The 12,659-nt window shown below is 53.9% G+C and carries 15 protein-coding genes and 1 pseudogene; 4 read left to right on the top strand and 12 right to left on the bottom strand.

Annotation, left to right across the window (positions count from 1 at the left end; all coding sequences use genetic code 11):
* Positions 1-58 precede the first annotated feature (58 nt).
* Positions 59-1,273, bottom strand: coding sequence for an aldose epimerase family protein (locus BMX00_RS01395; RefSeq protein ID WP_090826255.1), 1,215 nt, complete (start codon positions 1,271-1,273; stop codon positions 59-61).
* A 544-nt stretch (positions 1,274-1,817) separates the two neighbouring features.
* Here BMX00_RS01395 and BMX00_RS01390 point away from each other — a divergent pair.
* The 3 genes from BMX00_RS01390 (at position 1,818) to BMX00_RS01380 (ending at position 3,463) form a co-directional block, all read left to right on the top strand.
* Positions 1,818-2,282 carry a cupredoxin domain-containing protein gene (locus tag BMX00_RS01390; RefSeq protein ID WP_090826252.1) on the top strand — a complete coding sequence of 155 codons (465 nt, stop codon included), beginning with the start codon at positions 1,818-1,820 and terminating at the stop codon, positions 2,280-2,282.
* Complete coding sequence (locus BMX00_RS01385; protein WP_090826250.1) at positions 2,279-2,761, top strand: DUF411 domain-containing protein; 483 nt, start codon at positions 2,279-2,281, stop codon at positions 2,759-2,761. The genes BMX00_RS01390 and BMX00_RS01385 overlap by 4 nt, the downstream gene beginning before the upstream one ends.
* Positions 2,762-2,881: 120 nt before the next feature.
* Positions 2,882-3,463, top strand: coding sequence for a c-type cytochrome (locus tag BMX00_RS01380; protein WP_090826247.1), 582 nt, complete (start codon positions 2,882-2,884; stop codon positions 3,461-3,463).
* Positions 3,464-3,621: 158 nt separating this feature from the next.
* On the opposite strand, the gene rplS is transcribed toward BMX00_RS01380, so the two are convergent.
* From rplS to BMX00_RS14790, 10 genes and pseudogenes are all read right to left on the bottom strand, one after another.
* Positions 3,622-3,999 (bottom strand): 50S ribosomal protein L19, encoded by a 378-nt coding sequence (gene rplS / locus BMX00_RS01375; RefSeq protein ID WP_090826244.1) that lies wholly within the window; start codon positions 3,997-3,999, stop codon positions 3,622-3,624.
* Positions 3,996-4,820: a tRNA (guanosine(37)-N1)-methyltransferase TrmD gene (trmD, locus tag BMX00_RS01370; RefSeq protein WP_090826241.1), complete on the bottom strand. Its 825-nt coding sequence runs from the start codon at positions 4,818-4,820 to the stop codon at positions 3,996-3,998. The genes rplS and trmD overlap by 4 nt, the downstream gene beginning before the upstream one ends.
* Positions 4,821-4,822: 2 nt before the next feature.
* Positions 4,823-5,335 (bottom strand): ribosome maturation factor RimM, encoded by a 513-nt coding sequence (gene rimM / locus BMX00_RS01365; protein ID WP_090826238.1) that lies wholly within the window; start codon positions 5,333-5,335, stop codon positions 4,823-4,825.
* Between the two features lie 31 nt (positions 5,336-5,366).
* The gene (rpsP, locus tag BMX00_RS01360; RefSeq protein WP_090826235.1) at positions 5,367-5,630 is read right to left on the bottom strand and encodes a 30S ribosomal protein S16; all 264 of its coding nucleotides are present in this window, start codon (positions 5,628-5,630) and stop codon (positions 5,367-5,369) included.
* A 245-nt stretch (positions 5,631-5,875) separates the two neighbouring features.
* Positions 5,876-7,348, bottom strand: coding sequence for an anthranilate synthase component I (gene trpE / locus BMX00_RS01350; RefSeq protein ID WP_090826229.1), 1,473 nt, complete (start codon positions 7,346-7,348; stop codon positions 5,876-5,878).
* Between the two features lie 142 nt (positions 7,349-7,490).
* Positions 7,491-8,216: a phosphoglycolate phosphatase gene (locus BMX00_RS01345; protein WP_281245886.1), complete on the bottom strand. Its 726-nt coding sequence runs from the start codon at positions 8,214-8,216 to the stop codon at positions 7,491-7,493.
* Between the two features lie 28 nt (positions 8,217-8,244).
* Complete coding sequence (gene rpe, locus BMX00_RS01340; protein ID WP_090826223.1) at positions 8,245-8,928, bottom strand: ribulose-phosphate 3-epimerase; 684 nt, start codon at positions 8,926-8,928, stop codon at positions 8,245-8,247.
* A gap of 159 nt (positions 8,929-9,087) precedes the next feature.
* Positions 9,088-9,255 carry a hypothetical protein gene (locus tag BMX00_RS14480; RefSeq protein ID WP_177171732.1) on the bottom strand — a complete coding sequence of 56 codons (168 nt, stop codon included), beginning with the start codon at positions 9,253-9,255 and terminating at the stop codon, positions 9,088-9,090.
* Complete coding sequence (locus BMX00_RS01335; protein WP_090826220.1) at positions 9,252-9,509, bottom strand: SDR family oxidoreductase; 258 nt, start codon at positions 9,507-9,509, stop codon at positions 9,252-9,254. Before BMX00_RS01335 ends, BMX00_RS14480 begins: the two co-directional genes overlap by 4 nt.
* A 20-nt stretch (positions 9,510-9,529) precedes the next feature.
* Positions 9,530-9,991: pseudogene (locus BMX00_RS14790) on the bottom strand (ester cyclase).
* Between the two features lie 388 nt (positions 9,992-10,379).
* On the opposite strand from BMX00_RS14790, the gene apaG reads away from it, so the two are divergent.
* A complete protein-coding gene (gene apaG / locus BMX00_RS01325) occupies positions 10,380-10,763 on the top strand; it encodes a Co2+/Mg2+ efflux protein ApaG (RefSeq protein WP_090826846.1) in 384 nt (127 codons plus the stop codon).
* A 283-nt stretch (positions 10,764-11,046) separates the two neighbouring features.
* On the opposite strand, the gene der is transcribed toward apaG, so the two are convergent.
* The gene (gene der / locus BMX00_RS01320) at positions 11,047-12,447 is read right to left on the bottom strand and encodes a ribosome biogenesis GTPase Der (protein ID WP_090826217.1); all 1,401 of its coding nucleotides are present in this window, start codon (positions 12,445-12,447) and stop codon (positions 11,047-11,049) included.
* Positions 12,448-12,659: the final 212 nt, after the last annotated feature.

Raw genomic sequence — 12,659 nt, 5'->3', positions numbered from 1 at the left:
CCCCATTCGTCACGTCCCAATAGATAAGCTACCAATAGATGAATTATTCTGAGATGAACTATTTTGCGATGGTAATACTCGGTACGCCTACGCGCGGCAAATCAGTGATGGTCATTTGAAACAAGAGGTACAGCATCTGAAAGGAGTCCCGGTTCCATCGGGCGAGCGGACCTCCTGTATTGACAACGAAATACTTGCCATGTGAGTGAATAAAAAGTTCGCCTTGGGACGGAGCCGAGTCTGAAACGATCAACTCCATTGTGGAGATCGGATTTTCGTTTTTCGAAATCGCTGGGGTCCGAGGATCCGGCCCGACATGGTACTCCGGCTCATCACCGAACGAGTGGCCGAGGAAATAGAGGATGGAGTGGAAGCTTCTAAGCCGGAAAACTCCTTTCATCGGCCATTCCCCTCCCGGATGATTGGCGCGTATGTCGAACGCCAGATCATGAGTGATCCAGTCCCCTGCCCGCTCGTTCAGTTGCGCGCGTTCGTTCGCGGGCAACGTGCTTGGATCATAGTTGGTGATGAGGATCGGCCCCACCAATTGCTTGCGAAGTGTGTAAGTATTGTCCTGCTGGTTATAGAGTATGAAGAATTCTTTCTGTAGAGCCTGAAAGCCTTCTGCTGAAACCGAGCCGGCGGGAACGGTCCAGGTGCGTTCCAGAGTCAACGGTTCAGCATAAAGCTGGTTCTGATCCTGGATGGCAGAGAGATGTAAAACAATGCGGCGAAACGTCTCATAGCCGATCGAATCCGGGGGCGTATTGCGATAAATAATCTCCTGCGTTGGACCCTGGACGCGTACTTCCTGGGCCATCAGTCTCAGCAAGAGGTCGATATCGTAGCGCTGGCGGAGCAGAAGAGTGAGCTTGCTTTGCTGAAACGGCGTGAGCAGCCGTTTGGTGAATTCCTCCCCTTCAATTGGCACAATGCTGATAGTGGGATTCTCCGCGACGCTGCCGCCGAATACCGGCATAAGCAGGCCGCCAGCGTTTCCGGTCAAGGCGGGCGTGCCGCCCGCACTGAAGCGGAAATCGAAGGTGGCCGCAATGTTGGAAACGCCCGTGAAATGTATGGGCTGGCGATGGTGCGCGCGCGCGATATTCATCAGGAGCTGCTTCGATGCAGCATCGACAATGGCCTCGTCATAGCTGCCAACGGCCCGGTTAAGCGCGATGGGCGATACACAGCCGGAGAGCGTGAATGCCGATATTATCCATGGCAGGGCATAAAATAAACGAAGCACGCGAGTATTTGGACGGGTTTTCATGTGGACGGAAGAACAGAGCAAGCGGAGTTATTTTTCAATGTAGGTAATCTCTACAATTCCTTTGCTGAGCTTTCGAAGGTTCCTGAGCCATATATTATCTCGTCATCCATTGTTGGTTGGGCCGGATTCCCGGTCAAGCCAGAAATACAAATTCATCGTATTTTCTAACCGGGATGAATAGGAACCTAAGGCCGCTTTCCAAGTCTATCTCTGGCTAGACACTATATGTAATCATTTACAGCGGTCAAGGGCAAATAATCGCTGACGAAGGGGCAATAAAAACTGCAAGCTGCTGCGCTCTAGTACTCATATCACCGCGCTCCTTCCTGGAATGCCGACTATGAGAACCCGGCAACGGAAGGCCTGTGTAATATAACTGTCTACTATGTATTGGGCGGCTGGGCTTTTTTTGCTATATTGGCGGGCGCGATACATGGTGGTGAATAAGGTGCTAAGCGGGAGCTCGGCATCTGTCACAAGAGAGAGAATCAGGAGAAAAATCAAAGGGGGGAAATCGGAAGGCGGCGAATCAGAGGAGAACCGTATGAAAAGGATTTTTTTCGTATCTGCTTTAACCTTAAGCCTGATCTCGACTGCTGTCTTTGCCGATGAGGATGCCGAATCTATCGGCGCTCCGGGAGACCCAGGCCAAATATCACGCACTATCGAGATAACGATGGTGGATAATCGCTATAAGCCCTCTGAAATAAAGGTTAAACAGGGCGAGACGATAAAGTTTATGCTTAAGAATGCCGGCAAGAAAAAGCATGAAATGCTGATCGCTACTCCGGAAGAAATTGATAAACATGGCAAAATGATGAAAAAATTTCCCGATACGGAACATCCGGACGAACCCAACAAGGTCAGCGTCGAGCCGGGCAAGACCGGAGAATTGACGTGGCATTTCACCAAAGCCGGAATGGTTGACTTCGCCTGCCCGCTGCCAGGCCACTTCAAAGGCATGAATTTCCCCGGTATGAAAGGAACAATCGAAGTAGAGGCCAAATGAAAACACCTATTCGCACGTTATTAGCTGGATCCATTCTCTTCAGCGCGTTGTCCGGTGCGGCGACCGCCTATGCCACGACAACCGTCGAAGTCTACAAAAGCTCGACCTGTAAATGCTGCGCCAAATGGGTCGACCATATGCGCGCAAACGGCTTTACCGTAAACACCCACGATGTGGGTAACAAGGAAGCGCGTGAGCGCGCGGGTATATCCACCAACCTTGGCTCATGCCATACCGCTCTGGTGGATGGCTATGCCATTGAGGGTCACGTGCCAGCGGAAGACATCAAGCGGTTCCTCAAGGAGCGCCCCCGGGCTATAGGCCTGACCGCACCGGGCATGCCGCATGGCTCTCCCGGCATGGAGGGCGCACGCAGCGATCCTTATGACGTGCTTTTAATCAACAAGCAAGGCGATACGACAGTATATAGCCGCCATCTCCCCTCCGACCCGAAAGCATCCGTAATGAAGCTGAAGTGAAGAGCATGAAATTCCGTATCGAACCTATATGCATATGAAAAACAAACTGACTTCAACCGTGCCGACTTCAACCATATTTACTTATCTACATGTGCCGCTCTCCGAAAAAGGCGAGTGGCTGTGAGCATCCGTTATTTCTTTCTGATAAGCCTCGTGTTGGGATTTATCTCCGGTTGCGGCAAATCCAAACCGCCCGCCGCAACACTGACGCCACCTGCTGCCGCGCCCGCACCACCCGCTGTCAAGGAATCCACTCCTGCGGCTGAACCGGCCAAGCCGGCTGCGGAGCCGGCCCCGGCTGCGGCCGCTCCGGTGGAACCGCCAAAGAACCTGGCGGCGCGCAAGTTGAGCCCTGAAAAGATCAAGCGTGGCGAGGCCGTTTATAGGAAGAATTGTGCGAGCTGCCATGGGCCAAACGGTGAGGCTACCCCCGGTTGGCGCAATCCGGGAGCCGACGGCAAATACCCCCCCCCACCGCTGGATGGCAGTGCCCATGCATGGCATCATTCAACCGAAACGCTTGAAGAAATGATCCGGAAAGGCAGCCCGGGCGGGGTCGGAGGTATGCCGGCCTGGGATGGCAAACTAACGAATCAGGAAATCGATGATGTGATCGTCTGGATCAAATCGCTGTGGCCAGACGATGTTTATGAGGTCTGGTATAACGAAATTGAGCATAAACCGGAACCAAAACAGAAATGAATGGCTACGGCCTGGCAAAGGACTACTGAGGGGCTACTGAGGGGCTACTAACGTTTACTTGAATTTAGATCGCGTTGCCAGAAGTATGGGTTATAAGACGTAGGAGGTGATTATAGAGAGTCAGATAGAGCTGGATCATCTCCTACCGTCTCTCTTCATCAAACCTCTTTCTTTACTGCACGGGCGGGAAGTTTTTCGCGAATACGTGCGGATTTACCGGAACGATCGCGCAAGTAATAAAGCTTGGCGCGGCGTACATCGCCCCGACGTTTGATTTCTATACTGGCAATCAGCGGCGAATAAGTTTGAAAAGTTCGTTCCACGCCTTCCCCACTGGAAACTTTACGCACGGTGAAAGCCGAGTTGAGACCACGGTTGCGCTTGGCAATGACGATGCCTTCGTATGCCTGGATACGTTTGCGGTCGCCTTCCACCACTTTGACATTAACGACTACGGTATCTCCCGGAGCGAAGTCGGGAATTGTTTTGCCAAGGCGGCTGATTTCTTCGCTTTCGAGTTGTTCGATCAGGTTCATTGTGACTCCTTGCTGTATTTTCTCAGGTTTCGGTTGCTCTTGATTGAATTCGGATCAGCTTCATAGCCATGCTTGAATTCTTCCAGCAACATCTCTTCTTCGCTTGTCAGGCCGCTCTCAATTTTCAACGCCAGCAGATCAGGGCGCCTCAACCATGTCCTGCCCAAGGACTGCTGCAAACGCCAGCGTTTGATTCTGGCGTGATTACCCGACGTTAAAATCTCCGGCACCACGCTTCCTTCGTATATTTCCGGCCGGGTGTAATGCGGACAATCCAGCAATCCTTCTACAAAGGAATCCTGATTGGCTGATTCCGCGTCGCCCAGAGCGCCCGGCATTTGTCGCACCAGACAATCTATCAGCACCATCGCTGCCAGTTCGCCGCCTGAAAGCACATAATCGCCGATGGAAATTTCATCGTCCACCTGCCGCGCGATCAAGCGCTCATCCACGCCTTCATAACGCCCGGCAAGTAACACCAACGCCGGTTCCTTGCGCAGTTCCATTACCAGGCCATGATTCAGAAGCCGCCCTTGCGGTGAAAGATAAATCACCCTTGTCCTGGCCGCACCGCTGGCTGCCTGCCTGGTCCTGGCCGCCGTAATGGCTTTTTCCAGTGGTTGCGCCAGCATCACCATGCCCGGCCCTCCGCCGTACGGACGATCGTCTATTGTCCGGTAATTGTCCGTGGTAAAGTCGCGCGGATTCCAGGTATGCAGCTGGTAAATTGCGTTTTCATTCGCCCGGCCTGTTATCCCGTACTTCGTGATCGCGTCGAACATTTCCGGGAATAGCGTAACGACGTCGATCTCACAAGTCATGACTAATAGTCCAGACCCCAATCCGCCGTAATTCGGGATGTGCTCAAGTCAACCTTGACAATAACCTGACTGATGAAAGGGATTAGTCTTTCCCCTCCGCTTTCCTCCAGGCTTCGCACTTGAAGCACATCATTGGCGCCTGTCTCAAGCAGCCCGGTCACTTTTCCCAGCGATTCACCCTGCAGGTTAACGACTTCAAGGCCGATCAGATCCGACCAGTAGTAGCCATCTTCGCCGCTCTTTGACAAAACGGGCAACTGACTACGAGGAATCGCAACCTGAAGACCTTTCAACTGCGCCGCCGCGGTACGGTCGGAGTAATGCTCGAGTAAAGCGGTCAATATGCTTCCGTGAATGGCGCATTCGTTCACTTTGACTTCGCGCCATTTCCCATCGCCCCGGCCCAGCCACCATGCCGGATAATCCGCCAGTCCGTCTACATATTCGGTATAGGGAAAAACCTTGATCCAGCCCGATATACCGTAGGGGCCTGCAACATGCCCCATCACCACCATTGGTTCAGTTACTTTGCCTAGCTCAGCTTCTTCAGCTTCCCGCGGCTCTTTGTTTCGCACCAAACTGCCTGACCAGCCTCGTCACAGTTTCTGATAACTGCGCGCCTCGTGATTGCCAAAATGTAATACGATCCAATTGTATGCGCAGTCCTTCTTCGCCTTCAGCCGCCCGGGGATTATAAAAGCCGATGCGTTCTATGAATTTGCCATCGCGGGCGTTGCGCGAATCCGCTACTACCATATTGAAAAACGGGCGTTTCTTGGCACCGCCTCGCGCCAGTCGAATAATGACCATGTATGTGCCTATGGAGAGGTCCGAAACCGAAAAGGGTGTGATTTTACGGCAAATTTTACCTGATTAGCAAGTATAAAATAGCTGTGCGTATAAGGAAGCGTCTGACTGATAACCTGGTTGCAGCCCAGTTGGCGTCCTTGACGTCCCCCCCGGTTGGCTTCCAGGGCAACCTGGCCGGCGACTTCGCTGATCATATATCCCCTATATATTCCATGAGCGAATTGTATTCACAAACCGACAATTCCTTACTCCACTCTACTGTCCAGCCCGCTCTCGGCGATTTCGGCGGCCCGTAACAAGGCCCTGGCCTTGTTACGGGTTTCGATCCATTCATTGTGCGGTATGGAATCGGCAACGATGCCAGCGCCGGCCTGCACGTGCAGCCTATTTTCTTTGACGATACCGGTACGGATAGCGATTGCCAGATCCATGTCGCCGTTGAATCCAAGATATCCGACGGCGCCGGCATAGATACCGCGCTTGGATACTTCCAGTTCATCAATGATTTCCATTGCCCTTACCTTGGGAGCGCCACTGACGGTGCCTGCAGGAAAAGTGGCGCGCAGTACGTCCATTGCTTTCAGGCCGGGTTTGAGCTTGCCGTCCACGTTGGATACGATGTGCATCACGTGGGAATAATGTTCGATCTGCATATTCTCCGTAACCGCCACTGTACCGGTCTGCGCCACGCGGCCCACATCATTGCGCCCCAGATCCATCAACATGAGGTGCTCGGCGCGTTCTTTTGGATCGGCCAGCAGGTCGGCCGCCAGTGACGCGTCTTCCGATACGGTTTTTCCGCGGGGCCGAGTGCCCGCAATAGGGCGCACGGTCACCGTCTCGCCTTCCAGGCGCACCAGAATCTCCGGCGAGGCACCCACGACGTGGAAATCGCCAAAGTGGTAATAAAACATGTATGGCGAAGGGTTAAGGCTGCGCAGCGCGCGGTATAGAGCTAATGGAGAAGCGCCATAAGGCTTGCTGGTCCGTTGCGAAAGCACGACCTGCATGATATCCCCATCGAAGATATAGCGCTTGGCGCGCTCCACCGCCGCGATGAAATCGCTTTCGTGGAATTCGGTGATAGCCTCACCCGGCTTGCACGGCCCTTCAACGGGGATTTCCACGGGCTTGCGCAGGCTCGCCAGCAGTTCTTTCAGGCGCTTTTTTGCAGCAAGGTATGCATCGTCCATGCCTGGGTCGGCATAAACAACAAGATAGAGCTTGCCGGACAGGTTATCCACCACCGCCAGTTCTTCGGATAGCAGCAATAGTATGTCGGGCGTAGCCAGCGTATCAGGACCGGCTTGACCAGCAAGCCTGCTTTCGATGTACCGAACCACGTCGTAACCAAAATAACCCACGAGGCCGCCGCAGAAGCGCGGCAAGCCGGGATATGGCGAAGCCTTGAAACGCGATAAATAGGATTCTATGAAAGCGAGCGGATCGCCTGCCTCGATGTCTTGCCGGTCTATGCCTTTGACAAGGTTAATGTGCTTACCCCGTACCTCAATACGAGTCACGGCGGGCAAGCCGATAAACGAGTAGCGCCCGAAGCGCTCACCGCCCTGCACGGATTCAAGCAGATAAGAAAAAGCCCTGTTGGCAAGCTTGAGATAAACGGACAGCGGGGTGTCGAGATCTGCAAATGTCTCCAGCACCATGGGGATACGGTTGTATCCCTGCGCCGCAAGAGCCTTGAATTCGGCTTCGGTCATGATTCAACTCCAAAAAACGGAAATAGAAAAAATACGGCAGCGTCGTGTCACGCACACCATCGATCGGGCCCCCAGCGCCAAGTGCGCAGGGCTTCGATCATGTATCTCTTCATTTCCGGATTTCCTGAAGCTATGACTGTTGTCATGAGGATTTCTGGATCAGCTTTGTTGCCTGATAGAGGGAGGAAACGATAGCGTCGCAGTCGAGTTCACGCACATCCCGACCTTCATTGTAACCATAGGGTACGCAGAAAATACGGCAACCGGCCGCACGTGCCGCCTGGGCATCGTTGAGAGAATCGCCAATCAGCAGCATTTCATGCGGTGCGATGCCGAAGTGTCCACAGGCATGAAGCAAGGGCATCGGGTCGGGTTTCTTTTTGGGCAGGCTATCGCCTGAAAGAACGATGTCGAAGTAACCCAGCAGACCGGTGTGGCGAAGCAAAGGCAGAGTAAAGGCCTCCGCCTTATTGGTCACGCAGGCTAGGCGAAAACCGTTTTCCCGCAAAGCAACCAGCCCCTCCAATACGCCCGGATAAGGTTGGGTGTTGATGCACAGCGTTTTCGCATAGTCCCGTTCGTATATCGGCATTGCTCTTCGGAATAATTCCGCCTCGGGCTCCCCGTCAAGAGCACCACTGAGTGTGCGCTTGACCAGTTTCTGTATGCCCTTGCCGATATAAGACTGTATGGTTTCGAGCGGCAGCTCGGCTTTGCCCAGTTCCCGCAGCATCATGTTGGCCGCCTCGGCAAGATCTCTGGCCGTATCGAGGAGCGTGCCGTCCAGGTCGATCATAACGGCCTTAACCGATAGAGGAAAGTCTATTTCAACCACAGCCGCATCGGGGTGAGAAACGCTCTTGTTCACACTGGTTCCAATTCTTAAGAAGACTTGATTAAACCTTGGCCAGTTCCGCCCGCAAGGCCGCCACGATACTGTCATAACGATGGGGATCGCTATCTCTGCCCGCGCCGTAAATAGCTGAACCCGCAACAAAGGTGTCGGCTCCCGCCCGAGCAATTTCGGCGATGTTATCGACTTTCACCCCACCGTCAATTTCCAGCAAGATATCCTTGCCTATTTCGTCAATGCGTTTGCGCACCGCTTTGAGTTTTGGCAACGCTTCAGGGATGAATTTTTGCCCGCCGAACCCGGGGTTGACCGACATGATCAGCACCAGGTCCAGCTTATCCAGCACATGATCGAGATAATTAAGGGGCGTAGCCGGATTGAATACCAGACCAGCCTTGCACCCCTGCTCCTTGATGAGCCCGATAGTACGATCGATATGCCGGGTTGCTTCCGGGTGGAAGGAGATGATGTTGGCCCCGGCCTTGGCGAAGTCGGGAACAATGCGGTCCACAGGTTCCACCATCAGGTGTACATCGATAATCGCGTCGGTCAGGGGGCGAATGGCCTCGCAGACAAGCGGTCCGATGGTTAGATTCGGCACGTAGTGATTATCCATCACATCAAAATGGATAAAATCCGCCCCAGAATCGATCACAGCAGTGATTTCCTCGCCCAGCTTGGCAAAGTTTGCGGAAAGAATGCTCGGCGCGATGCGATATTTGACCATGAAAGACTTCCTTATTTTTCGAAATTATCAAAAACCTCTATTTTAACCGCAAATGGACGCGTCGCGTTAAGAACCTCCGGGTTTTGCTGCGGCGTCGTAAATGACGGTGCCGAACTCACGATGACAGAGAAGCATGGGCACATGCTCCAGAGTCCGGGTTCATGTCAGTATCTGTTGGGGTTGATGATGCGCCCGCCTTCCCCGTATGGTGCGGAGCCTCTTGCGTAGCGGCGAATACGCCCTGATGTTGACCGCAATGATGCGATCGAGGTCTTCGTGAGAAACATCAGCCACGGGCTTGATAATGGCCACTGGGGCGCTGTTCACAAGGATGTCAAGGCGGCCGAAGACCGCTCGGTCTCGGTTACGGCCGCGTTTACAGCAGGCGGGTCGCCCGAATCAGCACGCACCGCCAGCGCTTCCCCACCTGCAGCCTCGACGGCACGGACGACTTCATCGGCGTTGCCCGGCGATGCGCCATAGATGAACGCTAACGCAGCACATCGGCCGCGGGTCACTTCGGGATGGCTGGCACCTATACTGCGCGAACCGCCGGTAAACAGGGCCCATTTCGTCCACAAGCAGTTTGGATCGTGTTTGGTCAGGCGTTATTGCCTTCAGCATCGTTTCTTGCAGGGGTCAGCATGGCGGGGGCCAGCCCGAGTTGCTGCAGGAGGGAAAAGAGATTCGCGACTCCCCAGTGGTCGGTGATTTTACCGTTGCGAACGCGCATGACGTCTACCGTCTCAAAGTGAATTTTCCGCCCGGTCGGTGCCAATCCCCAGAACACGCCCTTGTGCGTGCCGTGGTATGTTTTCTACGTTGTGACACGGTCACCGTCGGAAATTTGCCAATGGATCTCCGCGCCAAAATCAGGAAATGCGGCGCGCAGCGTGCGATATAAATTTCGGGCGCCGTCGCGATCCGGGGTAAAGCCGCCCGGCTGGGGCGTATGATCGATGAAATCCGGGGCGAAAAGCTCGTCGAACAGCTCGAAGTTCCCGCCGCCCTGAACCTCCTCCGTGTTGCGACGAACCACGGCAATACCGTCTTGCGATGACATGGCGATTTCTCCTTGCTTAGCCCTTTAATTCGGTCCTATTGTTTGCTCATCGCATGTGCTGCCGCGCGGACCGCTGGCAATGTCGTGCGTCGTGCTGAATTTCCATTCAAACCTAGCAGAAGCTCCAAAAAAATACAAGCCTCCTCAGAAACAAGGTCTTTGACTGGCTGGATTTTTTAATCCGTTCATTGCAAAGGGTGGCTTCGCGTTCGTCGCTCTCAGAGAACAATGCCAATGATTGTTCTTATTTCACAGCATGCGTTAACCTCGACAGCGGCCCATAACAAAAGCACGTCTACAACCTTGCCAGGTTGTGCCGGCCTGCGTGGATTCCATTTTTGTAGACGCCGCGCTTGCCGTGATTCAAAAAATAGTGTGCAATGCGATTATGGCTGAAACAAAAAAATATGAAATCGCTGTAAAGGTCCAAACTATCTATCTGCCTGAGCAATCGGATGAGGCGCTGGATCGTTATGTGTTCGCCTACACGATCGTAATTGTTAACATTGGCACAGTTCCGGCACAGCTTATCAGCCGCCACTGGATAATTGCGGATGGAAGCGGCGGCATACAGGAAGTCCGAGGACTAGGGGTGGTCGGTGAGCAGCCGCTGCTAAAACCTGGCGACAGCTTCGAGTATACAAGTGGCACTGCCATTTCCACGCCTGTTGGATCGATGAAAGGAAGCTACCAGATGGTGGCTGAAGATGGTTTGCGCTTTGATGCGCCCATTCCCGAATTTATCCTGAGTGTGCCGAGGGTATTGCACTAGCCACCGCTTCTACTATTTGTAAGGCAGTCAGGCATTCTTTAAGAATCTGGTGCACAAGGCGCTCATTCACTTTTGGTAGAGATGGAGTCCGAACCAAGCCCTCGAAATGACCAATTCATACATTCTTCCCGATAAACAGGTGCCCCAATAGGACATACCCCCGACAGGACGTAACCCCTTGGTACCTGAACAGTTTCCACCTGCAGCTCAGTGGAGCTGGATTTCGGCAGGGCTTCGCCAGTCGCGTAAAGAAACCCACCCGTGGGGCCTGTTCGGAAGTTCCTCAACCGTATTTTTTCCGCCCATACCTGCGGCGACGGTGGGCGCGTTCCGCTTCAGCTTCACTGAGTGGCGCCGGGCGCTTTTCCGCATAGGGATTGCTCCCCGTCCTGAACTCAACCCTTAAGGGAGTTCCCTCGAGCTGGAAGCTTTCCCGGAACATATTTTCGAGATAGCGCTGATACGTTTGCGGTACTCGATCGAGGCCGTTCCCATGAATTATGATCAACGGCGGGTTGGAGCCACCCTGATGCGCATAGCGCAGCTTGGGGCGCGATACCCCGGCACGTGGCGGCTGCTGCTTCTCTACCGCTGCCAGCAACGCCCGGGTGAGCTTCGGGGTCGGCAGGCGCGCCATCGCAGCAGCATAAGCGGCATTGATAGATGGCAATATTCCCTTCATACCAGTGCCATACAGCGCCGAAATGTAATGGACCTTCGCGAAATTCAGCAGGAAGGATAGCTTTCGGGCGATAGCGCTTTTGATGGTGTCCCGCTGGTAATCCTCTAACCCGTCCCATTTGTTGACTGCCAGAACCAATGCCCGCCCGGCCTCCAGAATGAAACCGGCAATGTGCGCATCCTGGTCAGAAATTTCGTTTTTGGCGTCCAGCACCAGTACGACCACGTTAGCATCCTCTATTGCCTGGAGGGTTTTTATCACCGAGAACTTCTCGGCGGTTTCAATCACTTTCCCTTGGCGGCGCAGGCCTGCAGTGTCAATGAGCGTGTAATGGCGACCATTACGATCGAAGTCAATATAAATACTGTCACGGGTGGTGCCAGGCTGATCAAACGCAATGACGCGTTCCTCTCCCAGCAGCGTATTTACCAATGTTGATTTGCCAACGTTGGGGCGGCCCACGATAGCAATTTTCGGATGATTCTCTATTTCCTCGTTTTCATGCGGCAAGGTAAAATTCGCTAGCGCCAATTCCACCAGGTCATTGACATTGTCGCCATGCGCGGCGGAAATCGCACAGGGGTCACCCAGGCCCAGTTCGTGAAATTCGGCAGTCACGGCAGAGGATGTCATTCCCTCCGTCTTGTTTACCACCAGAATAATTTTTCGCCCTGTTTTACGCAACTGACCGGCGATGATTTTATCGTGGGGCGTTAATCCTGTTCTACCATCGACAATGAAGAGCACCATGTCTGCCTCATCGATGGCCTGTCGTGTCTGCTCGGCCATTTTATGCAGAATGCCCTCGGTAACCATTGGCTCGAAGCCCCCGGTATCGACCACCAGGTAAGGCTTGTCGCCCAATCTGCCTTGTCCGTAATGCCGGTCTCGCGTCAAACCCGGTATATCCGCGACAATGGCGTCCCGGCTGCGGGTCAGCCGGTTAAAAAGTGTGGATTTGCCAACATTGGGGCGGCCGACCAGTACAAGAGCGGGTTTCATGATTTAGGGAACCTCGGAACAGAGTCCTCCGCAGAGGGCGTTGCTGGTAAGATCAGGAACACCATAAGGCGCCCGATGCAGGTCGTAGCCAGGTCTACGATGCGAAAGAGTGCGACGCAGCGGCGCCCGAACCGTTGGCCGACGGGCCGCTAAGCGGAGATCGGGCAACGGCGGGGTTGCACCGACCGCATTGCCGAGGCCGTGCATCCCCA

It is taken from the genome of Nitrosovibrio tenuis (assembly GCF_900109785.1).
Classification (GTDB): Bacteria; Pseudomonadota; Gammaproteobacteria; order Burkholderiales; family Nitrosomonadaceae; genus Nitrosospira; species Nitrosospira tenuis_A.
Note: the sequence above shows the minus strand (reverse complement) of the source record. Positions and strands in the feature narration are given on the sequence as shown.